Annotated in this window: 20 protein-coding genes and 2 tRNA genes; 10 read left to right on the top strand and 12 right to left on the bottom strand. The window is 62.4% G+C overall.

Annotation, left to right across the window (positions count from 1 at the left end; genetic code table 11):
• Positions 1-5: 5 nt before the first annotated feature.
• A complete protein-coding gene (mnmA, locus tag FIU81_RS09140) occupies positions 6-1,142 on the bottom strand; it encodes a tRNA 2-thiouridine(34) synthase MnmA (protein WP_124111836.1) in 1,137 nt (378 codons plus the stop codon).
• A 130-nt stretch (positions 1,143-1,272) separates the two neighbouring features.
• Here mnmA and FIU81_RS09135 point away from each other — a divergent pair, with 130 nt between their 5' ends.
• From FIU81_RS09135 to recG, 4 genes are all read left to right on the top strand, one after another.
• Positions 1,273-1,551: a DUF1153 domain-containing protein gene (locus FIU81_RS09135; protein WP_124111837.1), complete on the top strand. Its 279-nt coding sequence runs from the start codon at positions 1,273-1,275 to the stop codon at positions 1,549-1,551.
• Between the two features lie 101 nt (positions 1,552-1,652).
• Entirely contained in the window at positions 1,653-2,372 is a 720-nt protein-coding gene (gene ctrA, locus FIU81_RS09130; RefSeq protein ID WP_124111838.1) for a response regulator transcription factor CtrA, read from the top strand.
• A 135-nt stretch (positions 2,373-2,507) separates the two neighbouring features.
• Positions 2,508-4,601 (top strand): NAD-dependent DNA ligase LigA, encoded by a 2,094-nt coding sequence (ligA, locus tag FIU81_RS09125; protein WP_124111880.1) that lies wholly within the window; start codon positions 2,508-2,510, stop codon positions 4,599-4,601.
• Complete coding sequence (recG, locus tag FIU81_RS09120) at positions 4,598-6,682, top strand: ATP-dependent DNA helicase RecG (protein WP_124111839.1); 2,085 nt, start codon at positions 4,598-4,600, stop codon at positions 6,680-6,682. Before ligA ends, recG begins: the two co-directional genes overlap by 4 nt.
• Positions 6,683-7,039: 357 nt before the next feature.
• Here the strand turns inward: recG and FIU81_RS09115 are convergent, their stop codons facing one another.
• Positions 7,040-7,492 carry an iron-sulfur cluster assembly scaffold protein gene (locus tag FIU81_RS09115; RefSeq protein WP_124111840.1) on the bottom strand — a complete coding sequence of 151 codons (453 nt, stop codon included), beginning with the start codon at positions 7,490-7,492 and terminating at the stop codon, positions 7,040-7,042.
• A 75-nt stretch (positions 7,493-7,567) separates the two neighbouring features.
• Here FIU81_RS09115 and hisI point away from each other — a divergent pair, with 75 nt between their 5' ends.
• On the top strand, positions 7,568-7,921 hold the full coding sequence (gene hisI, locus FIU81_RS09110; RefSeq protein WP_124111841.1) for a phosphoribosyl-AMP cyclohydrolase: 354 nt from the start codon (positions 7,568-7,570) through the stop codon (positions 7,919-7,921).
• Here hisI and gluQRS read toward each other — a convergent pair.
• The 7 genes from gluQRS to hemB all read right to left on the bottom strand — a co-directional run bounded on the left by gluQRS (position 7,918) and on the right by hemB (position 18,117).
• On the bottom strand, positions 7,918-8,736 hold the full coding sequence (gene gluQRS, locus FIU81_RS09105) for a tRNA glutamyl-Q(34) synthetase GluQRS (protein ID WP_124111881.1): 819 nt from the start codon (positions 8,734-8,736) through the stop codon (positions 7,918-7,920). The genes hisI and gluQRS overlap by 4 nt on opposite strands.
• Entirely contained in the window at positions 8,733-10,079 is a 1,347-nt protein-coding gene (trmFO, locus tag FIU81_RS09100) for a methylenetetrahydrofolate--tRNA-(uracil(54)-C(5))-methyltransferase (FADH(2)-oxidizing) TrmFO (protein ID WP_124111842.1), read from the bottom strand. The genes gluQRS and trmFO overlap by 4 nt, the downstream gene beginning before the upstream one ends.
• Before the next feature lie 27 nt (positions 10,080-10,106).
• On the bottom strand, positions 10,107-12,875 hold the full coding sequence (gene gyrA / locus FIU81_RS09095; RefSeq protein ID WP_124111843.1) for a DNA gyrase subunit A: 2,769 nt from the start codon (positions 12,873-12,875) through the stop codon (positions 10,107-10,109).
• A 127-nt stretch (positions 12,876-13,002) separates the two neighbouring features.
• Complete coding sequence (gene trpE, locus FIU81_RS09090; protein WP_124111844.1) at positions 13,003-14,508, bottom strand: anthranilate synthase component I; 1,506 nt, start codon at positions 14,506-14,508, stop codon at positions 13,003-13,005.
• Complete coding sequence (locus tag FIU81_RS09085; protein WP_124111845.1) at positions 14,508-16,373, bottom strand: peptidyl-prolyl cis-trans isomerase; 1,866 nt, start codon at positions 16,371-16,373, stop codon at positions 14,508-14,510. The genes trpE and FIU81_RS09085 overlap by 1 nt, the downstream gene beginning before the upstream one ends.
• A 57-nt stretch (positions 16,374-16,430) precedes the next feature.
• Positions 16,431-16,994, bottom strand: a complete 564-nt coding sequence (locus FIU81_RS09080) for a YSC84-related protein (protein ID WP_124111846.1) — start codon at positions 16,992-16,994, stop codon at positions 16,431-16,433.
• A gap of 124 nt (positions 16,995-17,118) precedes the next feature.
• On the bottom strand, positions 17,119-18,117 hold the full coding sequence (gene hemB, locus FIU81_RS09075; RefSeq protein ID WP_124111847.1) for a porphobilinogen synthase: 999 nt from the start codon (positions 18,115-18,117) through the stop codon (positions 17,119-17,121).
• A gap of 104 nt (positions 18,118-18,221) precedes the next feature.
• On the opposite strand from hemB, the gene FIU81_RS09070 reads away from it, so the two are divergent.
• Positions 18,222-18,749: a component of SufBCD complex gene (locus FIU81_RS09070; protein ID WP_124111848.1), complete on the top strand. Its 528-nt coding sequence runs from the start codon at positions 18,222-18,224 to the stop codon at positions 18,747-18,749.
• Positions 18,750-18,815: 66 nt separating this feature from the next.
• On the opposite strand, the gene FIU81_RS09065 is transcribed toward FIU81_RS09070, so the two are convergent.
• Complete coding sequence (locus FIU81_RS09065) at positions 18,816-20,024, bottom strand: aminopeptidase P family protein (protein WP_124111849.1); 1,209 nt, start codon at positions 20,022-20,024, stop codon at positions 18,816-18,818.
• A 108-nt stretch (positions 20,025-20,132) separates the two neighbouring features.
• Entirely contained in the window at positions 20,133-20,525 is a 393-nt protein-coding gene (locus tag FIU81_RS09060) for an NUDIX hydrolase (RefSeq protein ID WP_124111850.1), read from the bottom strand.
• Between the two features lie 74 nt (positions 20,526-20,599).
• Here FIU81_RS09060 and FIU81_RS09055 point away from each other — a divergent pair.
• From FIU81_RS09055 to FIU81_RS09040, 4 genes are all read left to right on the top strand, one after another.
• A tRNA-Leu gene (locus tag FIU81_RS09055) sits at positions 20,600-20,685 on the top strand.
• A gap of 25 nt (positions 20,686-20,710) precedes the next feature.
• A tRNA-Leu gene (locus tag FIU81_RS09050) sits at positions 20,711-20,795 on the top strand.
• A 447-nt stretch (positions 20,796-21,242) separates the two neighbouring features.
• On the top strand, positions 21,243-21,788 hold the full coding sequence (locus FIU81_RS09045) for a Hint domain-containing protein (RefSeq protein ID WP_124111851.1): 546 nt from the start codon (positions 21,243-21,245) through the stop codon (positions 21,786-21,788).
• A 66-nt stretch (positions 21,789-21,854) separates the two neighbouring features.
• Positions 21,855-22,280 carry a hypothetical protein gene (locus FIU81_RS09040; RefSeq protein WP_124111852.1) on the top strand — a complete coding sequence of 142 codons (426 nt, stop codon included), beginning with the start codon at positions 21,855-21,857 and terminating at the stop codon, positions 22,278-22,280.
• A 1-nt stretch (position 22,281) separates the two neighbouring features.
• On the opposite strand, the gene FIU81_RS09035 is transcribed toward FIU81_RS09040, so the two are convergent.
• Complete coding sequence (locus tag FIU81_RS09035) at positions 22,282-24,291, bottom strand: ASKHA domain-containing protein (RefSeq protein WP_124111853.1); 2,010 nt, start codon at positions 24,289-24,291, stop codon at positions 22,282-22,284.
• Positions 24,292-24,306 lie beyond the last annotated feature (15 nt).

Here is a 24,306-nt window from a genome sequence, read left to right as displayed (position 1 = left end):
GCGCATCACCCGCGGTGAATCCACCCACCACCGAACACGCGAGGCCCTTCGGGCGCGTAGAACACGCAGGCTTGCCCCGGCGAGACACCTTCCTCGGCCACGACCAACTCCACCTCGGCCTCGGTCTCCGACACTGGACGGATCACCGCCTCACGCGGCGGGCGGGTAGAGCGAACTTTTACGCCCAAATGCCATTCATCCTGCGACGTGAAGGGCGCATCGCCCAGCCAGTTGATTTCACGTACGGGAACGATCCGCGTCGACAGCATCTCCTTCGGGCCGACGACCACGCGCCGCGTCTCGACGTCCAGCTTGACCACGTACAATGGCTCTTCCAGTCCGCCGATCCCAAGGCCCCTGCGCTGTCCGACGGTGTAGTGGATCACGCCGCGATGCGTCCCCAGAACCTGGCCATCCGCATGGACGATCTCGCCCGGATCGGCAGCACCGGGGCGCAGCTTTTCGATGACGCTGGCATAGTCGCCATTGGGCACGAAGCAGATGTCCTGACTGTCGGGCTTGTCGGCGACCGACAGGCCATGTTTGGCCGCCAACGCCCGCGTCTCGGCTTTCGTCGCCAGTCCACCTAGCGGAAACCGCAGGTAATCAAGTTGCTCGGAGGTCGTCGAAAACAGGAAATAGCTTTGATCCCGCGCAGGGTCGGCGGCCTGATGCAACTCCGGTCCGGCAGCACCTGCGGCTCGTCTGATATAGTGGCCCGTGGCCATGCAGTCTGCGTCCAGATCCTTTGCCGTTGCCAACAGATCGCGGAACTTCACACGCTCGTTGCAGCGGATGCAGGGAACGGGGGTAGCGCCGGCCAGATAGCTATCGGCGAATTCATCGATCACCGCCTCGCGGAAGGTGTTTTCATAGTCCAGCACGTAGTGGGGAAAGCCCATCGTTTCCGCCACGCGCCGTGCATCATGGATGTCGCGTCCCGCACAGCAAGCGCCTTTCTTGGCCAGAGCCGCGCCGTGGTCGTAAAGTTGCAGCGTGATGCCCACCACATCGTATCCCTCGGCCGCCAATTCGGCAGCGACGACTGACGAATCCACGCCGCCCGACATCGCGACGATCACGCGTGTGTCGGCGGGGGCCTTGGCGAAACCAAGCGAGTTCAATTGCGCGTCCAGTGCCATGGCACGGTCCTCGGGTTTGGGCGGAAGCACGACAGATATACGAAAATCCTGCCTATTCTCAAGGCACGACTTCACGGCCCGTTAAGCGATTTGCGCCATTTTCACAGGCTCAAACAGGCAGGATGGACCGATGTATTTGAAGAAAGTGAATGGCCCGCGGGCGGTGACGTTACCAGATGGGCGCACGATGACGCGCGCAGACCTACCGGACGCGGATTGCCGCAGATGGGTCGCCAGCCGCAAGGCAGCGGTCGTGCGCGCGGTCGATTCGGGTCTGATGAGCTTCAAGGAAGCCTGCGAAATCTATGATTTGTCAGAGGAGGAGCTGCAAAGCTGGTCGCGCGCGGTTGCCCGGCACGGCGAAAAGGCATTGAAAGCAACGCGGGTGCAACAATTTAGACAACTTTAGCGTGCATTTCTTGCAAAGCAGGGCTTTTGTTCGGTTAAGTAACCCATGGTTAACTTTCATCGCCCACAGTGAAGATGATCAAAGCGTAAGGGAAAAGTACGATGCGCATCTTGCTTGTGGAAGACGATCCGACGACCTCGCGCAGTATCGAAATGATGCTGAGCCACGCGAACCTGAATGTCTATTGCACCGACATGGGCGAAGAGGGGATCGATCTTGCCAAGCTGTATGACTACGACCTGATCCTTCTTGATCTGAATCTGCCCGATATGCACGGGCATGAAGTCCTGCGCCAATTGCGTCTGGCGCGCATCGACACGCCGATCCTGATCCTTACCGGGTCGGACGATACGGAAACCAAGATCAAGGGCTTCGGCTTTGGTGCCGATGATTATCTGACCAAGCCGTTCCACCGTGAAGAGCTCGTGGCCCGTATTCACGCCATCATCCGCCGCTCGAAGGGACATTCGCAGTCTGTCATCCGAACCGGCAAGATCACGGTCAACCTTGACGCGAAGTCGGTCGAAGTGGGCGGCAATGTGGTGCATCTGACGGGCAAGGAATACCAGATGCTCGAATTGCTTTCGCTGCGCAAAGGCACGACGCTCACCAAGGAAATGTTCCTGAACCACCTTTATGGCGGAATGGATGAGCCGGAACTGAAGATCATCGACGTCTTCATCTGCAAACTGCGTAAGAAGCTAAGCACCTCATGCGGCGGAGAGAATTATATCGAAACGGTCTGGGGCAGGGGCTACGTGCTACGCGATCCAGAGGTCGCTTCGCGAAGCGAGCTCGAACGAGAGCGTCAAGCCGGCTGAGTCTCTGTCGATCTGTGGCTGTCTGGCTGGACGAAGTCGGACGCCGCGCTTAAATCGTGCGTGAGCCAGACGCGCGGGGGCAACGTGAACGACAACGGGACACAAGGCCAAGCCGCAGACCTCCCATTGGGCGAAATGGACCGCGAAACTGCGCAATCCGAACTGGCGCGGCTTGCCGATCTTTTGTCGGAAGCCAACACAGCCTATCATCAGCAAGACGCACCGACGCTCACCGACGCGGAGTACGACCGTCTGAATCGTCGAAACGCCGAGATCGAGGCCCTGTTTCCCGACCTCAAACGCACCGACTCTCCGAGCGAGCAAGTCGGCGCGGCGCCGATAAGCGGCTTCGGCAAGATCAAACATTCCCGCCGGATGCTGTCGCTTGGAAATGCGTTCTCAGACGACGACGTTGAGGACTTCGTCAAATCCGTGCGCAGCTATCTTGGCCTGCCAGAAGAAAATCCTCTGGCCTTCACAGCCGAACCGAAGATCGACGGTCTATCCCTGTCGCTGCGCTATGAAAACGGCAAGCTGGTCCACGCTGCCACGCGCGGCGACGGCCAAATCGGTGAAGATGTGACGGCGAATGCCCGAACGGTGCAGGACATCCCCGCCACCGTGGCACATGCTCCGGACGTTCTGGAAGTGCGCGGCGAAGTCTACATGTCCCACGCTGATTTCGCCGATCTGAATGCGCGCGCGTCGCAGGCGGGGGGCAAGGTCTTTGCCAACCCCCGCAACGCCGCCGCCGGATCGCTGCGCCAACTCAATCCAGATGTCACAGCGTCTAGACCCCTGCGCTTCTTTGCCTATGCGTGGGGAGAGATCAGCGCTCCACTGGCCGACACACAAGCAGACGCTGTCAACCGGCTTTCCAAGTTAGGTTTCCAGACCAATCCGCTGATGACGCTTTGCGCCGACACCGCCGCGATGATTGCACACTACAGGCGGATCGAAGAGCAGCGCGCCACGCTCGGCTACGACATCGACGGCGTTGTCTACAAGGTGAACGATCTCGGCCTGCAGAACCGCCTTGGCTTGCGATCCACTACGCCGCGTTGGGCAACAGCGCACAAATTCCCTGCCGAACTCGCTTGGACCACGTTGGAACGCATCGAAATTCAGGTCGGACGCACCGGCGCTTTGTCTCCGGTTGCGCGGCTGGTCCCGGTTACTGTCGGCGGCGTGGTCGTATCGAACGCAACGTTGCATAATGAGGATTACATAGCCGGACGTGACTCTGCCGGGCAGCCGATTCGGGACGGGCGGGATATCCGCGAAGGCGACTGGGTTCAGATCTATCGCGCCGGAGATGTGATCCCGAAGATCGCCGATGTGGACCTGTCCCGTCGGCCCACCACTGCACAGCCCTACGAATTCCCGGAAAAATGCCCCGAATGCGGCTCTGACGCGCCCCGCGAGCCCGGCGATTCGGTCCGGCGCTGCTCTGGTGGACTGATCTGCCCTGCGCAGGCTGTCGAACGTCTGCGTCATCTCGTGTCACGCGCGGCGTTCGATATCGATGGGTTGGGCGCAAAGCTGGTCGAAGAGTTCTACCGGGACGGCTGGCTCGCCGAGCCTGCGGATATTTTCACTCTGAAATCCCGTTTCGGCCCCGGCCAACCGCGCCAACTGAAAAACCGCGAGGGCTGGGGCGATACCAGCGCCAACAATCTGTTCTCCGCTATCGATGCCGCCAGCACCGTCCCGCTCGATCGCCTGATTTTTGGCCTAGGCATCCGTCACGTGGGCGAGACCAACGCGCGCCTTATCGCGCGGCACTATGGTACCTGGGACAATTTCGAGACGGCAATGCGCGCTGCCGCGGACCAATCGGGACCGGAATGGGAGGATCTACTGGGGATCGACGGCATCGGCACAGTGCTCGCGCAGTCGCTTGTGACGACGCTGGCTCAGCCGGCTGAACGGGCCTCCATCGACCGCCTTATCGCCAAGCTTGACCCGCAGCCTGTGGAAGCCGCTCGATCCGATAGCCCCGTCGCCGGAAAAACGCTCGTGTTCACGGGTTCCCTCGAACGTATGACGCGCGCCGAGGCAAAGGCGCGTGCCGAAGCGATGGGCGCCAAGGTGGCCGGCTCGGTTTCGGCCCGCACCGATTTGTTGATCGCCGGGCCGGGGGCTGGATCGAAGGCGAAGAAAGCCGCAGAACTGGGCGTCGAGACGATAGACGAGGACGGCTGGATGGCCCTTGCCGGACTGGCATGAGCCGCCCTGAAAATCTGTTCCCGCTATTTGCTGATCTGACCAGCCTTCCGGGTATTGGGCCGAAGGGCGCGCAGCTTCTGGGGCAGATGAAGATCGAAACGCCGCGCGATCTTCTGTTCACGCTGCCCCATTCCGGCATCGATCGCCGAAGACGACGCAGCATCCGAGAGATCGAGTTGCCAGCCACGGTAACTGTCGAAGTGGTTGTCGGCACCCATAGGCCCCAAAAAGGTCGCGGTCCGGCGCGTATCGATGTGGAAGACGCGGAGACGTCTTTTCAATTGGTCTTCTTCCATCCCCGTGGCGACTGGCTGGCCCGCACCTTGCCCACCGGGCAGCGTCGAATCGTGTCCGGTCGGGTCGAGTTGTTCGATGGTGTCGCGCAGATGGCCCATCCGGACCATATCGCGGTTCCGGGAGAGACAGATGATATACCGCAGTTCGAGCCAGTCTATCCGCTGACGGCCGGTCTGACCCAGCGTGTCATGGCACGCGCCGCCATCGGTGCGGTTGCCGTAGCCCCCCGTCTGCCAGAGTGGATCGATCCTTCATTGAAGGATCGCGAAGGGTGGCCGGACTGGCACGACGCTCTGGCAGCTGCACACGCCCCTCAGTCAGACGCTGATCTGGCCCTTGCCGCGCCTGCGCGTCGCAGGCTGGCCTATGACGAGGTGTTCGCACATCAGTTGTCACTTGCGATGATCCGCGCCGAACGCCGTGCACGCCCCGGTCGCGCTTCGATTCCGACAGGACGTCTTAGCGCCCCGGTACGCGCGGCCCTTCCGTTCGCCCCGACCGGCGCGCAGGAACGGGCGATTGCCGAAATTACAGAGGATATGGCCTCGTCCCAGCGCATGAACAGGTTGCTGCAGGGCGATGTGGGCTCGGGCAAGACGCTGGTGGCGTTGATGGCGCTGCTCGCCGCGGTAGAGGCGGGAGGGCAGGGGGTATTGATGGCCCCGACCGAGATCCTTGCCCGTCAACACCTGCAGGGCCTGCGTCCCATGGCCGAGGCGGCTGGCGTCGTGCTCGAAATTCTGACCGGGCGCGACAAGGGCGCCGAGCGGAACGCCAAACTCGCGGCGCTGGCACGCGGCGATATCCAGATCCTCGTGGGCACACACGCTGTCTTCTCGGCGGACGTATCGTTCAGTGATCTGCGACTGGCCATCGTCGATGAGCAGCACCGCTTCGGCGTATCTCAACGGCTGGAGTTGGGCCGCAAAGGAGAGATGGCAGACGTTCTGGTAATGACGGCGACCCCGATACCGCGCTCTCTTAGTCTTACGCAGTATGGCCAGATGGACGTGTCTATCTTGGACGAAAAGCCACCCGGACGAACGCCGGTGCAGACGGCCTTGGTTTCGGCTGCTAAATACGACGATGTGGTCAACCGTTTGCGGCGCGCGGTGGACGAAGGCCGTCAGGCGTATTGGGTCTGTCCCTTGGTGGGCGAGAGTGAAGTCAGCGACCTGATCGCGGCGGAAGAACGGTTCAAGCGATTGCGCGCCGTTCTTGGTGAAGCGCGCGTGGGCTTGGTGCACGGGCAGATGCCGGTTGCCGAAAAGGACGCGGCCATGGCCAGGTTCGCGGCCGGTGAGACGGGGGTTCTTGTCGCGACCACGGTGATCGAGGTCGGCGTCGATGTTCCAAACGCGTCGATCATGGTGATCGAGCGGGCAGAGGTCTTCGGCCTAGCGCAGTTGCACCAGCTGCGGGGGCGCGTCGGGCGGGGCGCGGCGGCCTCGACCTGTCTGCTCGTCTACGGGGCCGAGATGTCCGAAAGCGGGCGCCGCCGTTTGGACATTCTGCGCGAGACGGAAGACGGCTTTCGCATCGCGGAAGAAGATCTGCGGATGCGCGGCGCGGGTGATATGATCGGGCATGCCCAATCCGGCATGCCACGGTTCCGCATCGCGGATCTGGAACGTCAAAGCTCTCTTTTGGCAGTGGCCCAAACCGATGCACGTCGCCTGCTGTCGGATGATCCGGCGCTTACGTCGCCTCGCGGCCAGGCGGCGCGCGGCCTCCTGTGGTTGATGGAGCATGACAAGGCGATCGACCTGATCCGAGCGGGCTGACATCTATTGTTCACGTATGTTCTCAAAAAGTTCTTGCCATACTGGCGTGAATATGAGAACAAACCGTCAACAGAAGGAGGAATGACATGCTTCGTGACATCAGCCGCACCATCCGCCGCTCGGACACCTTGATCGAGGATATCGCCGGATGCGTCGCCTTGGCCGTGTTGCTGTTCGCGGGCCTGCATCTGCCCTTGCTGTGACCGTTTCTGCCTGCGTTTCGATGTGATCGGTTCCACGCCGCACTCTTGTCCCATCTGGTGCCGCGTCTGACCCCTCAGCTGGATCTGCCTCGATCCGACCGATCCGATACGCTACTTCGCCGCCGCCCTTCGTAACTGAAGGTGCGGCGGTTTTTTATTGGGCGTCTTGTGTGGCGCGAACCTGGGCGAAAGCTTCGACCGCAGCATCCAAAGTCAGCATGATAGAGGCATGGCGGTTCTTGTAGTCCCGCGCCGGTTCAAGGACTTCGAATCCGTCGAATGGCGCTTCCGGAACAGGACCGGCATCCTTGAGCATCGCGCGCAACTGTTGTTGGGCGTTACGAACCTCTTGCTCGGATCGACCGACGATGTTTCCACCCACAACGGCAGCCGCCGCCTGACCCAGCGCACAGGCTTTCACATCCTGCCCGAACGCCGCGACCACGCCACCTTGCACCGTCATATCAACGGTCACCGTCGATCCGCATAGTGGAGACCGCTTCCTCACGGTCGCATCCGGATCGGTCAAACGGGTCGTCAACGGAATACTCGCCGCCAATTCCAAAATGCGGCCCGAGTAGAGCTTGATCATATCGCTGTCGGCCATGGCTTTCCCTCGTCCAGTTGTGAGACTAGATAAGCGCTTCGCTCATTTCCGCAAAGTCGCAAAAAGGCGCATGTCATGTTCGATCCGACCACCCTGCGTTTCGACGATCGCGGTTTGCTTCCGGCCATAGCGCAGGACGCCGAAACCGGAGATGTCCTGATGATGGCCTGGATGAACGCGGAAGCGGTCGCCAAGACTCTTTCGACCGGGCGCGTCACCTACTGGAGCCGTTCGCGCAAAGCATTCTGGATCAAGGGCGAAACAAGCGGGAACGTGCAGCACTTGGTAGATCTGCGTGTCGATTGCGACCGCGACTGTGTTCTGGTGCTTGTCCGCCAAGAGGGGCCAGCCTGCCACACAGGTCGACGCTCGTGTTTCTACACTGCGGTACGAGACGGTGAAAACGTCGAAATTGCCAAGCCGATCTAAAGGCCGACCATGCGCCGTATATCTTCCGGCGTCGCACCATCGGCCCGGTAGGTGGCGATCGCGCGCGCGTCGTCTCGCTTGGCCAACCGCTTTCCGTTTTCGTCTCGGATCAGGCGATGGTGACAGTAGACGGGTGTCGGCAGGTCCAGCAGCCGTTGCAGCAACACGTGGATCGGCGTCGCGTCCTGCAGGTCCTTACCGCGCACAACGTCTCTGATATTCTGAAATCCATCGTCAATCACCACAGACAGATGATAGCTCGTTCCCAAATCGCGGCGGGCTAAAACGATGTCGCCGATGTCGTTAATCATTTCTTCAGTCGAGCGTGTTTCGCTTCGATCGCCTTCCTTCCATTCTATCGCGCCCGTCAAAGCCATAGCGCGGTCCATGTGCAACCGAATAGCTGCACCTTCGGTTGCGCGATCTGCGTGCTTGCAGGTCCCCGGATAGATCGTGCCATCGGGACCGATCCTTGCTCCTTCCTGTGGTGCGGACGCAGCTTCTGCCACATCGCGCCGTGAACAGGTGCACGCGAAGGTCAGCCCAAGGCCCTGCAATTTTTGCAAGGCAGACTGGTACTCAGGCAGTCGTTCAGACTGCCGCACGACCGGGACGGGCCATTTTAGCCCCAACCAATGAAGATCTTCGTAGATTTGATCCTCCCATTCCGGGCGGGATCGGCATTGATCTATATCCTCGATTCGTAAATGAAACGTTCCCGCGGCAGCCTTTGCCAGATCGAAGGCGGTCATAGCCGAAAAGGCGTGCCCAAGATGTAACGGGCCCGTCGGAGAAGGAGCAAAGCGCGTTATCACGCAGGTTCGCGCGCTGTCTCCAGCCACGTCGTCCAATCTGCTTTGGCGCGGTCGGTGTAGGCTTTGTGGCGCGCAGGTCGGTTGCGGCGCCCCCCCTTCAGATCGACCGGTGGAAAAAGGCCGAAGTTCACGTTCATCGGCTGGAACGTCTTAGCGTCGGCCCCGCCGGTGATGTGGGTGACCAGCGCGCCGGTCGCCGTCGTCTCGGGCACGTCCGGCACCGCATGGCCCTGGATTTCTGCCGCGGCAAGGCGGCCCGCAAGCAGTCCCATCGCGGCTGATTCCACGTATCCCTCGACCCCGGTAATCTGCCCAGCGAACCGCACGTTCGGCTTTCGGCGCAGGCGCAGTTGAGAGTCGAGCAAGGTCGGAGAATTGAGGAACGTATTCCGATGGATGCCGCCGAGACGCGCGAACCGTGCCTCCTCCAATCCGGGAATCATACGTAAAACAGAGGCTTGGGCGCCATACTTCATCTTTGTTTGAAAGCCGACGATGTTGAACAACGTGCCTAGCTTGTTGTCCCGACGCAGCTGCACGACCGCATGTGCCTTCACGTCGGGCATGTGCGGATTGGTCAGACCGACCGGCTTCATCGGACCGTGGCGCAGCGTTTCTCGACCGCGCTCGGCCATCACTTCAATTGGCAAGCATCCGTCGAAGTAGCCAGCCGTTTCACCTTCGTGGAACTCCGTCTTGTCAGATGCCAAGAGAGCATCAATGAGTGCGTCATAAGTCTCTTTATCCATTGGACAATTCAAGTATGCGGTCCGCTCTTCCTCGGTCTCGCCCTTGTCGTAGCGGGACTGCATCCACGCCTTCGACATGTCGATCGAGTCGGCGTGCACGATCGGGGCGATCGCGTCGAAGAAGGCAAGCTGGTCTGCACCGGTTTCTGCACGGATCGCTTCGGCCAGCGCGCCTGATGTTAGTGGTCCAGTCGCGACGATCCAGTTTCCATCTCCGGAAAGAGAAGTAACTTCAGATGGCTGTATCGTGATCTTGCCATGGGACTTCAGTTTCTCCGTGACCGCTTCTGCAAAGGGATCACGGTCCACGGCCAAAGCACCACCGGCGGGAAGACGATGGGCGTCTGCCATTTCCATGATCAGCCCGCCCGCCGCCCGCATTTCCCAGTGCAGCAGCCCGACGGCGTTCTGCTCCGAATCGTCGGACCGGAAAGAGTTTGAACACACCATTTCAGCAAGGTTTCCGGTGCGGTGCGCGAATGTCCCGACATTTGGTCGCATCTCGTGGATAACGACGTCCACGCCCATGTTGGCAGCCTGCCACGCGGCCTCGGATCCGGCCATGCCGCCGCCTATGATGTTGAGAACACTCATCTAAAAACTACTCCGCAAGAAATCTGATCAAGCGTCCAACGGCGCGTCGGGATCGGCTTCGTCATCGGGCTGATCGGCAATCCACGCCACGCTAACGACTTCTTCATCATTTCCGGTGTTGAATACCTTCACGCCGCCTGCACCGCGGCTGCGGAACGAAATTCCCTCGATCGGCACGCGGATCGACTGACCCTTGGAGGTGGCCAACATGATTTGATCGTCCATATCCACCGGGAAAGATGCTACCAGAGGGCCGCCACGCATCGCCTTGTCCATCGCCATGACACCCTGACCGCCGCGTCCGCGCACGGGGTAATCGTGACTGGAGGATAGCTTGCCCGAGCCCTGTGAGGTGATCGTCAGGATGAGATCCTCTGCTGCGGACATCTCGGCATAGCGTTCCTGGCTGAAGTCAGCGGCTTCGACGCCTGGTTCCTCGTCGTCGTCGGCTTCGGGCTCTTCGACCAGTCCGGCCATGGCGCGGCGCATCTTCAGGTAGGTTGCACGTTCCTGCGCGGATGCCTCGAAGTGACGGATCACGGCCATGGAGACCACGCTGTCGCCGTCGGCCAAGCGGATACCGCGCACGCCAGTGGAGTCGCGCCCCTTGAAGACACGGACCGCCGTTGTCGGGAACCGGATCGCGCGTCCAAGCGCGGTGACCAGCATCACATCGTCAGCTTCAGAGGCGATGCGCGCGTTCACCAGGGTGACTTCCGGTTTGCCTTCGACCGCTTCTGGCAGCTTCATCGCGATCTTGCCGTTGCGCATGACATTGGTGAAGTCCGACAGTGCGTTGCGCCGCACATCGCCGGAAGACGTCGCGAAGACGATCTGCAGTTCGTCCCAATCCTCTTCCGCGCGATCCACTGGCATAATGGCTGCGATCGACGTCCCGGGATCGATGGGAAGGATGTTAACCATGGCTTTACCGCGCCCGGTGCGGGACGCCAGCGGCAAGCGCCACGTCTTCAGCTTGTAGACCATCCCAGTAGTGGTGAAGACCAGAAGGGGGGTGTGCGTGTTGGCCACGAAGAGGGTGGTGACCACGTCCTCTTCTTTCAGCCCAGCCCCGGAAAGCCCTTTGCCACCACGGCGCTGCGAGCGGAAATCAGCCAGCGGCGTGCGCTTGATGTAGCCGCCGGCGGTAACCGTGACGACCATGTCTTCGCGCTCGATCAGGTCTTCGTCTTCCATGTCGCCGGACCAGTCGATGATCTCGGACCGACGCGGCACGGCGAACTGGGTTCGGACCTCGTGCAGCTCGTCAGATATGATCTGCATGATCCGCTCGCGCGAGCGCAGGATATCAAGGTAGTCCTTGATTTTGCCCGCTAGCTCTTCCAGCTCGTCCGTGACTTCCTTGACGCCAAGTTGGGTCAGGCGTTGCAATCGGAGCTCCAGGATTGCGCGGGCCTGCGCTTCGGACAGGTTATACGTCCCGTCGTCGTTCATCGTATGCGACGGGTCGTCGATCAGGCGGATGAAAGGCGCGATCTCTGCAGCGGGCCAGCGACGCTCCATCAGCTTGACGCGCGCTTCAGGTGCGTCTGCCGATGCGCGGATGGTCGCGACGACCTCATCCACGTTCGACACCGCGACGGCCAGACCGCACAGAACATGCGCACGCTCACGCGCCTTGCGCAGTTCGAACGCGGTGCGGCGCGCAACGACGTCTTCGCGGAATGCGATGAAGTGCGTCAGGAAATCGCGCAACGTCAGTTGCTCGGGCCGACCGCCATGCAACGCCAACATGTTGCACCCGAAAGAGGTCTGCAGCGTGGTGAAACGGTACAGCTGGTTCAGCACCACATCGGCGGTCGCATCACGCTTCAGCTCGACGACGACGCGCACGCCGACACGGTCGGATTCGTCTTGGACCGCAGAGATGCCTTCTAGCCGCTTTTCGCGGACCAGATCGGCGATCTGTTCGACCAGTCGCGCCTTGTTCACCTGATAGGGAATCTCGTCGATGACGATGGCCTCGCGGCCTTTCGAGACCTCTTCCACATGGGTCTTCGCGCGGATGATGACGCTACCGCGACCTTCGAGATAAGCCTTGCGCGCGCCCGAACGGCCCAGAATCTGCGCGCCGGTGGGGAAATCGGGGGCGGGAATGATGTCCATCAATGCCTCGGACGACAGGTCCGGATTCTCGATCAAGGCCAGCGTCCCGTCGATCACTTCGCCCAGATTGTGGGGCGGAATGTTCGTCGCCATGCCCACCGCGATGCCGCCTGCGCCGTTGACCAGCATATTCGGGAAGCGGGCGGGTAGAACCGTGGGTTCCTGCTGCTTGCCGTCATAGTTGTCCTGGAAGTCGACGGTATCTTTCTCGATATCGTCGAGCAGCGCGCGCGCGGGCTTGTCCATGCGGACTTCTGTGTAGCGCATGGCGGCGGGGTTATCACCATCCATTGAGCCAAAGTTGCCCTGACCATCCAGCAACGGCAGCGACATGGAGAAGTCCTGCGCCATACGCACCAGCGCCTCGTAGATCGCGCTGTCACCATGCGGGTGATACTGACCCATAACGTCGCCGACCGGGCGGGCGGACTTGCGATATGCCTTGTCGTGGCTGTTCCCGGCCTCGTGCATGGCGAACAGGATGCGGCGGTGGACGGGCTTAAGCCCGTCGCGCAGATCGGGAATGGCGCGGCTGACGATGACGGACATCGCATAGTCGAGAAAAGACGCCTTCATCTCGTCGGCGATGTTGATCGTCGGACCGTCGTGACGCGGACCCTCGGGTGCGTTGTCGTCCATGTTCTCAGGGGGTTCGGGCGTGTCGCTCAAGGGGTCGCCTTTCTGCTCGGTCGGTCCCAGATTTTGTGAAGTCCACTATATCAGCACATGGATATGGGGGGCAATCGGAGTCTCCCCTTCATAAGTATCCAAGCGAAACCGCTCGGATGGATGGCCCTTAGCCATTGCCGCGCGTGAAGCGCCCGGCATCCTCTGCCGCTCGGCTTAAAGCGCGGGCTTTGTTCACGGTTTCCTGGAACTCTGCCTCGGGGTCGCTGTCGAACACAACGCCGCCACCGGCCTGGATATATAGGTTACCATCTTTCACGACGCCGGTACGCAGGGCGATGCACATGTCCATATCGCCGCCCGCGCTGAAATAGCCCAAGCCGCCGCCGTAGATGCCGCGTTTTTCGGGTTCCAGCTCGTCGATGATCTCCATCGCGCGGACCTTCGGCGCGCCGGATACGGTGCCTGCGGGCAGACCTGCGAGTAGGGCCGACAGGGCGTCTTGGTCGTCGCGCAACTCGCCGACCACGTTCGAGACGATGTGCATCACGTGGCTGTAGCGTTCGATGATGAACTCTTCGGTGGGGCGTACCGTGCCGATCTTGGCGACGCGACCGACGTCGTTTCGGCCAAGATCAAGCAGCATCAGATGCTCGGCGCGTTCCTTGGCGTCGGCCAGCAGATCTTCTTCCAGCGCCTGATCCTGAGCCGGGGTCGCACCGCGGGGGCGGGTGCCCGCGATGGGGCGCAGGGTGACTTCGCCGTCCATGACGCGGACGAGGATTTCGGGCGAGGCGCCGACGATCTGGTAGCCGCCGAAATCGAAGAAGAACATGAAGGGCGACGGGTTGGTGCGCCGCAGAGAACGGTAGAGGGCGAAAGGCGGCAGCGCGAAGGGCTGGGTCCAGCGTTGCGAGGGCACGACCTGGAAAATGTCGCCCGCGCGTATGTAGTCCTTCGCCGTCTCGACCGCCTTTAGGTAGTCGGCCTTGGCGAAGTTCGATGTGGCGGCTGGTAGGGGCCCTGCATCGCCGATATCGCGGGCGTCGGGGGTGGGGCGATCCAGATCGCGCAAGGCGTCCATCACCCGTTCGGCGGCCTGCGCATAGGCGGCGCGGGCGGTCTGCCCTGACCCGACCCACGCCGGAGCGACAACCGTGACCTCTCCCTTCACGCCGTCCAGCACGGCAACGACAGAGGGACGCATCATCCGGGCGTCGGGTAGGCCCAGCGGGTCGGGGTTCACGTTTGGCAGATGCTCGACCAGGCGGATCATGTCGTAGCCGAGATACCCGAACAGGCCAGCCGCGGCGGCGGGTAGATCGGTGGGCAACGCAATGCGGCTTTCCGCCAGAACAGCGCGAAGCGCGTCCAGTGGCGGCTCGACCATTTGCTCGAACGCCGTGTCGTCGAAGCGGGCCTGCCGGTTCACACGGCTGGTCGTGCCGTGGCATTCCCAGATTAGATCGGACTTCAGGCCGATGATCGAATAGCGCCCGCGCACTTCTCCGCCCGTGACGGATTCCAGCATGAAAGTGTCGCGACCGCCTTGCCCCAACTTCAGCATCAGTGACACGGGCGTGTCCAGATCGGCGGCGATCCGGGCGTAGACGATCTGATTCTCGCCAGCGTTGTAACCGGCGGCGAAGGCGTCGAAGTCGGGGGTCAGTTGCATCACTGGAACTGCGACATCACGGCGTTAACGGCCGCCTGATTGATCGAAATCCCCTTTTGCGTCTCGATGGACGCGGTGAAGGCGGATGTGATGTCAGCGGCGATGCCCTGTCCGGCGGCGGTGCGCACACCTTCCTTGATGGCTTGCGCCTCGTCGGAGACGCCGCTGGGAACGGTGATGGCATCCACGCGCACCAGCAGCGCGGCAGCATCGCCGGTCAGCACAGTCGCCGCGCCTTCTTCCAAAGCAAAGGCTTCCGTCACCAGTGCGTCGGGCGTGTCTTCCAGAAAGGCGTCGCGGGTGATCTCGGTCTCGGTCGAGACTGTTCCGGCCAGCTCACTCACAGCCGTACCGGACTGCAGGTCTTCCAGCGCGGCCTCTGCCTGCGTGGTCAAAGCATCGCGCAAGGCTTGAGCGCGCCACCCTTCGACGACCTGATCGCGCACCGCGTCCAGCGGTTGCAGTTCAGGGGCCAAGACTTCGTCCACCCGCAGCGCGACAAGGCCGCCGTCGGCGAGTTCGGCAAGCTCGGGAAAATCACCCGGTTCGGTGGAGGCCGCGAGATCGCGGAAGGCGGTGTAGGCGTCGATCGCGCCGTCGTCTTCTCCGGCTTCGTCGGCGGCCCATACCGTTTTGCCCAACTCGAACTCGGTTTCGGCGGCAAGGTCTTCCAAGGTGGCGCCGCCCGCCAGAAGGTCCTCTGCCGGGTCAAGCTGGTTCTCCGTCGCGCGGCGGGCGGCGGCGATAGCGGCCTCCACGCGTAACTCTTCGCGCACATCTTCGAACGGGGTTTGCTGTGCCGACAGGATCGCGTTGACGCGGTACAGAGCCGGCCCGAGCGAAGACTGCGCGGGGCCCGCTATGCCCGGATCATCGAGCGCGAAGACCGCTTCGGCGGCGGCGGTCGACAGATCGCTTTGCGCGACATCGCCCAGATCGATGTCCGACAAAGACAGACCGCGCTCTTCGACCAAAGCGTCGAATGTGGTGTCGCCCGCTTCGATGGCATCCGCAGCCGTTTGCGCGGCCTCTTCGTTCGGGAAGACAAGCCGTTCGACCAACCGACGTTCGGGGCGATCGTAGTCGTCGGACCGGGCGTCATACAGGGCGCGCACATCGTCTTCCGGCACGTCGACCGTGTCCGTCATCATCTCTGGCGAGAGCCATGCATAGGTAACCGCCTTGCGCTCGGGCAGCGTGAAGGCGTCAGGGTTTGCGTCGTAGTAGGCCTGCAGATCGGCGTCAGTCGGCTCTGCCAGTTCGCCATCCAGATCGTCTTCGGTGAAGCGCACCAGCGTTAGGTCGCGCTGTTCTCGGGCGTAGTCGTAGAGCGTATCCACGAAGGTGTCCGGCGGGGCGATCCCGGCGACCAGCGCGCCCTGCAGGATCGCGCGAGAGGTTTCGCCGCGAAGCTGTTCCTCGAACTCTGCGATGGACAGGCCCGCATTCTGCAATGCGAAACGATAGGCTTCTCGGTCGAAGCTGCCGTCGATTCCCTGAAACGCGGCCATATCCTGAACCGAGCGCGCGACTTCCGCGTCCCCGACCGACAGGCCAAGCGCGGCCGCCTCGTCTTCCAGCGCGGCCGTGGCGATCAGGCGTTGCAGGACAATGGTGTTAATGCCGGCCTGACGCGCCTCGGACATCGGGATGCGCCGACCCGTTTGCTGTTCCAGCCGCCGCAATTCGTTCTGCAGGGCACGGGCGTAGCGGTCGACATCTATTTCCGTGTCGCCGACGGTGGCCACCACACGTGTCGAGCCGCCGAAGTTAGTCGCGCCGAACCCGGCAAGGCCGACGATCAGCAACAGAAGGATGATCCAGACCAGCCCCTTGGCGATCGGGTTCTTCTTGTCCTTGGCCATCCGCCGCTCCTACGTCTCAAGACTGTCGCGGCGGTGTAGGCGATGGAGGAACGCGCCTCAAGGGATGATGCGCGTGTACTTCGTCCCCTCGATCGATGCGCCCGCCATCAGACCGGCTTGCCCGAAGATGACGCCCACGACCGGGCTGGTGGATGTAGTGGTCGTGGCCGACAGGTTCGCGCCCTGATCGTTCAGCGCATACTCGATATCGCCGCCCGCTTCCCAACCGGGGCTGGAGCGGAAGCGGAAGAGCGCATCATTGGTCATAAAGAACAGGACCTGCGCGTATTGCTGCGCGCCCAGCTGGAAGCCAAGCGAAGCCTGCGCTGCCGAATAGTAGTCGATGGGCTGGCCGTTCACCAAAAGCGAGCCGCGTCCGAACGAACCGCCGGCGCCGAGCGCTGCCTTGGTCATCACGGGCATGACCAGGATGCCAGTCGATTTGTCGCGCAATTGCGTCGTCGCAGGGTAGTTCGAGTACAAGAAGTTCATGGTCGACGCGACGCGCGCATCGATGACGGACGCGCCGGGAGAGCCGACGCCGTTGCCGCAGCCTGCCGCCAGCCCAGCCGTGGCGGCGAGCATGCCCGAAAGCGCTGCGCGCCGGGTGATCGTGGTCATGGGGTGTCCCTTTTAACTGCCGATGCCTTGTTCGGCGGCCTTGTTCCCGACCGCTCTGCCACAGTGTTACCTATCGGCACCGCATCTGTCATCCCTTCGGAGCAATTCGGCAGTGGATCGCCGATCAGCCGTTCATAAGACGCGCGGCTTGCGGCGCGAAATAGGTCAGGATCCCGTCGCAACCGGCGCGTTTGAAGCACATCAAGCTTTCCATCATGACATGATCGCCATTCAGCCAGCCCTGATCCGACGCGCCGCGCAACATCGCGTATTCGCCAGACACCTGGTAGGCGAAGGTGGGGGCCTGGAAGGTCTCGGACACGCGGCGGCAGATATCCAGGTAAGGCATTCCCGGCTTCACCATGACCATATCCGCGCCCTCGGACAGGTCGCGCGCGACCTGTCGCAAAGCTTCGTCGGTGTTCGCGGGGTCCATCTGGTAGGTCTTCTTGTCGCCCTTCAGCGCACCCGATGCACCCACCGCATCGCGGAACGGACCGTAGAAGCCAGACGCGTATTTCGCGGCATAGGACAGGATCGCTGTCTCTGTATGGCCCGCACTTTCCAGCGCCGCACGCATCGCGCCGATCCGCCCGTCCATCATGTCCGACGGGCCAAGGATGTCCGCACCCGCATCGGCCTGCGCCAACGCCATCTTCACGAGCGCCTCGACGCTTTCGTCGTTCACGATTACACCGTCGCGCACGATGCCGTCGTGGCCGTTTGCGTTATAAGGATCGAGCGCCACGTCGGTCATCACCACGATGTCCGGAACGGCATCCTTGATGGCGCGGGTGGCGGTGTTCGACAGATTGTCCGCGCTCCAAGCCTCTTCGCAGCCCTCGGTCTTCAGCGACGGATCGGTGTATGGAAACAAGCAGATCGCAGGGATGCCAAGGCTGGCAGCCTCGCGCGCCGCTTCGACGACCAGATCCACCGACAGGCGCGATACACCCGGCATCGACGGGATTGGATCCCGCTCACTTTTGCCGTCGCGTACGAAAATGGGCCAGATCAGGTCGCCTGGCGTCAGGTGGCTTTCCCGGACCAGAGCGCGCAACTGCGGTGTGCGGCGCACCCGGCGCAGGCGTGTGGCGGGGTAGGGGGCGAAGACAGGTGCCATGGTGGTGGTCCTTCGGCAACGGATGCAGGTTGTGTCGGGGGTCGCATGGAACTTCGCGCGTCTCAAGTGTAAGGGCGGTGAAAACGCGATGCGGAGCGGTCTTCTTGGATTGGTATCAGACAGTTTTCGAGCTGATCGACATGCGCTCGTTCTCGAACCTGTGGTTCTGGATCGCGCTGGCGACGGTGTGGTCCACGGCCAGCCATTACGTGATCGGCGTGCCCTTCGACATGGTGGGCCGCGCGGCCAAACACGAAGGACAAGCCCAGCAGGATCTGGAGGATATGGTGCGCATCCGTGTGAATCGTATCTTGTTCATCGCGCGCGTCTCCGGCCTTTGGCTGGTGGGTCTGGTCGCAGCACTTCTGACCGCATTAGCCCTTCTGGCTTTCGTCTATGGGGTCGAATTCGCGCAGGCGCTATTCTTGATCGCGCTGCCGATGACCGCCGTCGGCCTCCTCAGCATCCACACCGCGCAGGTCATAGCAGAGGCACAATACGACCCACCCGGCCTGCGCCGCCGTCTGACGCGCCACCGTGTGACAGTGCAGGTCATCGGCATGATCTCGATTTTCGTGACCGCCATGTACGGCATGTATCAGAACATGAACGTCGGCCCGCTTGGAGGCTAGGGCCGACGCGCCTGCTTCATCGTTCGCCAAATACCTCGGGGTCTGGGGCAGCGCCCCAGCCGTTGCTTATCCAGCGATCACATTGGCCTCCGGGCCGTAGGGGAACCCGGTGATGTTGGTGGCCCCATCCTCGGTCACGACAAGAATGTCGTGCTCGCGGTAGCCACCTGCACCCGCTGTGCCTTCGGGCACCCATAGCATCGGCTCGATAGAGATGACGTGACCCGGTTCCAGCACCGTGTCGATGTCTTCGCGCAACTCCAGCCCGGCCTCGCGTCCATAGTAATGAGACAGGATGCCGAACGAATGGCCGTAGCCGAAAGAGCGGTAGTGCAGCACGTCCATCTGCGCCATCGCGTCATTGATCTGCGCGCAGATGTCAGAGCAACGCGCGCCGGGGCGGATCAGCGACAGGCCCAGCTCATGCGCGGCGACGTTCGCGCGCCACAGGCGCAGCGTCTCGGCATCGGGCTCGCCCAGAAACAGTGTGCGTTCCAAAGCCGTGTAGTAGCCGTGGATCATCGGAAAGGTATTGAGCGACAGCAGATCGCCCGATTGCAGCGCACGTGTGGTTACGGGATTGTGCGCGCCGTCGGTGTTCAGCCCCGATTGAAACCAGACCCAGGTATCGCGCAACTCGCTTCCGGGGTGGGCGCGGGCGATTTCTGCTTCCATAGCATCACGCCCGGCCATTGCCACGTCGATCTCTCGCGCGCCGACGCGGATCGCGTCGCGAATCGCAGCACCACCCAGGTCGCAGATGCGCGCGCCGTCGGTGATCAGTGCGATCTCGGCTTTCGATTTCACCATGCGCTGCGTCATCGTCTCTGCGCTGATGTCGACGAGTTCCGCGCCAAGGAAAGCGGCGGCCTTGTCGTGCATCTGAAGGGTGAGATGATCAGCTTCGATCCCGACACTGCGCACACCGCCCAGAACTTGCCGCGCCGCGCGCCAGAAGTTATCGCGCTGCCAGTCGGTATAGATGACGTTCTCACCGACAGAACGCCGCCACGGCTGGCCCCCGTCGATGTTGGCGCTGATGGTGACGCAAGTGTCCGCCGTGACGACGCAGCCGTAGGGCCGCCCAAAGCTGCAATAAAGGAACCCTGAATAATAGGCGATATTTTGCATCGAGGTCAGAAGCACGGCTTTCAGTCCGCGCGCTTCCATCGTTGAACGTAGGCCCGACAGCCGTGCCTCGTACTCGGATGTGGCGAAGGGCAGGGCGGCTCTTTCGCCGTTGTGCAGGGTGAAGAATTCCAGACGATCGGTCATGGTCACGCTCCTTGCGGGACGTGTCCGGGCGTGCAGGACGGGAAAGGGGATCGACACGCACGACGCCATCGTGCGACAACCGCGATCATGGCAAACCGCGCGGGCCGGTCAATCCCTCAACGCCATGCGCAACACATCGGCGACGCGGTCGCTGTAGGCGCGATCCGGGGTGAAGACCTGCGCAAAGGCCACCCACTCTGCGGCCATAGCGTCGTCATCCGCGCGCGGCTCTCCCGAAAGGTAGTCGCAGGCGACCATGGTCAGCCTGAACCGGCGCGAGTCATCGCCGACATGCAGTACCGCCAGCGTCCGACGGGGCAGGGCGATCACGCTGGTCTCTTCCCGCAATTCCCGCGTGGCGGCCTGTGCGTCCGTCTCGCCCGTCTCCACGTGCCCACCGGGGTAGCCCCACAGTCCGGCATCGGGCGTATTGCGGCGCTGAACCAGCAAGACGTGGCCTTCGTGCACGGTGACTGCGGCGGCTCCTGCGATCGGTGTCATTTGGCTCTTTCCCTTTGGTCCTGTTTGGCATTAGGAACGCGGCCACGGTGGAACCAAAGCCCTGTGCCGCAAGGGCCCGCGTGGCGGAATGGTAGACGCAGGGGATTCAAAATCCCCCGACTTAACGGTCTTGTCGGTTCGAGTCCGACCGCGGGTACCACCGAACTTGCCCCAGCGGCACCATCGCGGGCGTGATGGAATGGTAGACATAGGGGACTTAAAATCCCTAGGGCATCGCCCGTGGGGGTTCGAGTCCCCCCGCCCGCACCAAGCCGTTTGCTCAGCAACCGGCGACGCGTGTCTGCACATCGCGAGCGGCGGCCGGTTTCCGAAAAAACGGTGGGAGCTTTTTCCGGTCCCATCTGCCGCGAATCGCCCTGCGTCCCACTCCGTGCCGCAATCATGCCCAATTCCATGCGTGACGGTCGTGGCCGCGCGCAACATGCGAAACAATGTGGTTCACCCGACCGCGACTGTTCACGTCAGAATCCTTTGAATTCGCCTTGGAAACCCAACAGTTTTCCGCAATTGCAGCCGATTGATCCTGCCCGGGGCGACAATCAGGGCCTATCTCGCCCCAATCACGGCCCCATCGTCGGGTCCACGCCCCTTTCCTGCCGTTTTTGTGGATCGGCTTTGGCACATTCGCTAAGACTGTAATCGAAGCTGACGGATGAGCCGCAGGGGCAGCGCATCCATCTTGCAAGGATCAATTTGATGACATTCGATGCGCTCACATCTGCCAAACAACCCGCCCGCACCGAGGCGCGTCTGACGGGTCTGGCCGCCGGCACCATGGTTGCCACGATGGCCGGCGAAGTCGCGGTCGAGCGTCTTGCCGTTGGCATGACGGTCTTTACCCGCGACTCCGGCCCGGTGCGGATCGCGTCCGTCGCCCACGAGATCGGTGGCAAAGAGCGCACGGCTGTTCGTATCGCCGCCGGTGCGCTGGGCGATGGTTGCCCTGTGCGTGACATTACGGTCGCCGACACGCACCGCGTGCTGCTGACAAGCGACAAGATGATGCTTTTGTTCAACGTCGGAGAGGCGCTTGTCGCCGCCGGCGATCTGGTGGGACGGCCGGGGATCACCCGCGTGCCGGCCCCCGCGCTGGGGTGGGTGTCGCTTGCACTCACTTCCGGTGACATGGTTCTGACCGAAGGGGTTTGGTCGGAAGGCGAGCCGATGCGACTGGCCGGTGGGGTTGCCGCGCCGTCGCATCGTCGGGTGCTGAGCCGTATCGAGGCGCAGCTCGCGGGGTGAGGCCTTGCCGGAAGGGATGCGTCGGTCTAATTGGCTCGGATCGACGCACCCTTCCGGGAGGACCCCATGACCGACACACCCTGGCACTTCTGGATCATCGTCACGATAGCCATACTCTGGCACGGCTTCGGCGCATTCGACTACACTGCCATCCAGTATGATTGGGCACCTTGGCTGGTCTTCGCAACCGGTCCGCAGGAGCAATTTGCTCAAACGATGCCCGCATGGGTCGATGCCGCGTGGGCGCTGTCGGTCTGGACCGGTCTTTTGGGGGCCTTGATGCTGGCCGTGCGCATGTCGCTGACGCCGCTGGTGCTGTCGATCTCGATGCTGGCGTCGGTGGTTCTGGCAATATGGATCAGTGTCTTCGCGAACCCGACGGTGATGGAACTGGCCGGATGGCCGGGACTTGCGGGCATCTGGATCGCCGCGCTGATCACGGTGCTGCTGTGGATCTACGCCCGCGATATGCACAAGGCCTGCTTGGTCTGATTTACCGCCGCCCGCGTCTGCGGGGGCGGCCACCGTCACCCTGATTGAACGAGACGTCCGGTAGCTGCGCGATCTTGCGCAGTTCCGGGAACGGATCGGTCGCGTGGGGCAGTGCGTTCGCGGCCACGAAATGCTCCTGAAAGCGCGGTTCGATGGCCGTTTCGACCTTGTGGATACGGCGCACCGTCGTTTCGATTTCTGCGCGCGCGGCACGGTTCAGCAGCGCGATCCGCGCTCCGGTGCCAGCCGCGTTGCCTGCACTTGTAACTTTTTCCAGCAACACGTCCGGGATCATGCCCAGCACCATTGCATGCAGCGGACTGATATGCGCGCCGAAGGCTCCGGCCAGAACCACGCGGTCCACCGTCTCGGCACCGCGTTCGTCCATCAACAGCCGCGCCCCTGCGTATAGGGCTGATTTTGCGAGCTGAATCGCGCGTATATCGCCTTGCGTCACGGTAATGCGCCGCTCCAAGGACTCGAAGATCACGTAGGCATGTGTGCGGCCTTCGGCGACCAGCCGCTCCGATCCCGTCTGCTCAGCCGAGCCGATCAGGCCCTTCGCGTCGACCAACCCAGCCATGCGCATCTCTGCAACGGCCTCGATAATGCCAGATCCGCAGATGCCGGTCACGTCGGCATCGAAGCCCGGTTCATCGGACCAACGCTCGTCACCGATGACTCGGAAGCGCGGTTCCTTGGTGATGGGGTCGATCCGGATCGCTTCTATCGCGCCCGGGGCGGCGCGCTGACCGGAACTGATCTGCGCGCCTTCGAACGCGGGGCCGGTAGGGGAAGAGCAGGCGAGCACACCGTTGCGGTCACCCAACAGGATTTCCGCATTCGTGCCCACGTCGATGATCAGCGTCAGATCGTCCTGCTGGCCGGGCGCTTCGGATAGCGCGACGGCAGCTGCATCCGCGCCCACATGGCCCGCGATGCAGGGCAGCAGGTAGGTGCGCGCGGCGGGGTTCAGGCCGGTCAGGTCCAACTCTGACGCCCAGCAATGCACAGCGTCCGACGTGGCCAGTGCGAAGGGGGCCTGCCCCAATTCAACCGGGTCGATGCCCAGCAGAAGATGGTGCATGACCGGATTGCAGACGATGACCGTTTCCACGATGGCGCGCGCGTCGACGCCTGCTTCTGCCGCAATTTCGGCGAACAGGTCCGACATGGCGGCGCGCACGGCCGCCGTCATCTCTGCGTCGCCGCCGGGGTTCATCATCACGTAGGACACGCGGCTCATTAGGTCTTCGCCGAAGCGGATCTGCGGATTCATCACGCCGGACGATGCGCGTACTTCGCCGGATGACAGGTCGCAAAGGTGCGCAGCGACGGTGGTAGAGCCAAGGTCGATCGCAAGACCGTAAAGGCCACCTTCGTAAAGGCCCGGCCAGATGTCGATCAGGCGTGGCGACCCGGCATGATCGTGATGGACAGCGATGGTGACCTGAAAGTTACCCTTGCGCAGCGTGGTTTGCAGGCGGGACAGAACGGTCAGCGGCGCGGCGACGGGACCGATCTTCCACTGCGTCTGAAGCGCCCGGTTCAGGCGTTCAAGATCGCCTGTGGGTTCGTGCATGTCGGGCTGGTCAACGTCGACGAAATACAGGCGAGTCGCGGGGTCCAGAACGATATCGCGCGCTTCGGCCCGTTTACGCACGACCTGCCGGTGAACCTGACTGTCCGGCGGCACATCGAGCACCACGTCACCGCAGATTTCGGCCTGGCAGCCAAGACGGCGACCGGGCTTCAGGCCGCGCTTTTCGTCGTATCGCGCCTCGACCGCGTTCCAGTCGGACAGGGCATCCGTTGCGACGGTGACGCCATGCTTGGAGTGTTGGCCGAACTGCGGAGAAACCTGGCACTTCGAACAGATGCCCCGGCCGCCGCACACGGAATCAAGATCGACGCCCATCCGGCGTGCTGCAGACAGCACCGTGGTTCCGGCAGGCACGCGGGCGCGCTTGCCGGAAGGCGTGAAGATAACGAGCGGATCTTGGTCGGACATCTGTATTCCGTCTTG

It is taken from the genome of Palleronia sp. THAF1 (assembly GCF_009363795.1).
Taxonomy (GTDB): Bacteria; Pseudomonadota; Alphaproteobacteria; order Rhodobacterales; family Rhodobacteraceae; genus Palleronia.
This window is presented reverse-complemented; position numbering and strand designations above follow the sequence as displayed.

Bases quoted from the DNA above. Each gene is read 5' to 3' on its own strand.
- mnmA (WP_124111836.1), bottom strand. From the start codon at position 1,142: ATGGCACTGGACGCGCAATTGAACTCGCTTGGTTTCGCCAAGGCCCCC.
- FIU81_RS09135 (WP_124111837.1), top strand. From the start codon at position 1,273: ATGTATTTGAAGAAAGTGAATGGCCCGCGGGCGGTGACGTTACCAGAT.
- ctrA (WP_124111838.1), top strand. From the start codon at position 1,653: ATGCGCATCTTGCTTGTGGAAGACGATCCGACGACCTCGCGCAGTATC.
- ligA (WP_124111880.1), top strand. From the start codon at position 2,508: ATGGACCGCGAAACTGCGCAATCCGAACTGGCGCGGCTTGCCGATCTT.
- recG (WP_124111839.1), top strand. From the start codon at position 4,598: ATGAGCCGCCCTGAAAATCTGTTCCCGCTATTTGCTGATCTGACCAGC.
- FIU81_RS09115 (WP_124111840.1), bottom strand. From the start codon at position 7,492: ATGGCCGACAGCGATATGATCAAGCTCTACTCGGGCCGCATTTTGGAA.
- hisI (WP_124111841.1), top strand. From the start codon at position 7,568: ATGTTCGATCCGACCACCCTGCGTTTCGACGATCGCGGTTTGCTTCCG.
- trmFO (WP_124111842.1), bottom strand. From the start codon at position 10,079: ATGAGTGTTCTCAACATCATAGGCGGCGGCATGGCCGGATCCGAGGCC.
- trpE (WP_124111844.1), bottom strand. From the start codon at position 14,508: ATGCAACTGACCCCCGACTTCGACGCCTTCGCCGCCGGTTACAACGCT.
- FIU81_RS09085 (WP_124111845.1), bottom strand. From the start codon at position 16,373: ATGGCCAAGGACAAGAAGAACCCGATCGCCAAGGGGCTGGTCTGGATC.
- FIU81_RS09080 (WP_124111846.1), bottom strand. From the start codon at position 16,994: ATGACCACGATCACCCGGCGCGCAGCGCTTTCGGGCATGCTCGCCGCC.
- hemB (WP_124111847.1), bottom strand. From the start codon at position 18,117: ATGGCACCTGTCTTCGCCCCCTACCCCGCCACACGCCTGCGCCGGGTG.
- FIU81_RS09065 (WP_124111849.1), bottom strand. From the start codon at position 20,024: ATGACCGATCGTCTGGAATTCTTCACCCTGCACAACGGCGAAAGAGCC.
- FIU81_RS09060 (WP_124111850.1), bottom strand. From the start codon at position 20,525: ATGACACCGATCGCAGGAGCCGCCGCAGTCACCGTGCACGAAGGCCAC.
- FIU81_RS09045 (WP_124111851.1), top strand. From the start codon at position 21,243: ATGACATTCGATGCGCTCACATCTGCCAAACAACCCGCCCGCACCGAG.
- FIU81_RS09040 (WP_124111852.1), top strand. From the start codon at position 21,855: ATGACCGACACACCCTGGCACTTCTGGATCATCGTCACGATAGCCATA.
- FIU81_RS09035 (WP_124111853.1), bottom strand. From the start codon at position 24,291: ATGTCCGACCAAGATCCGCTCGTTATCTTCACGCCTTCCGGCAAGCGC.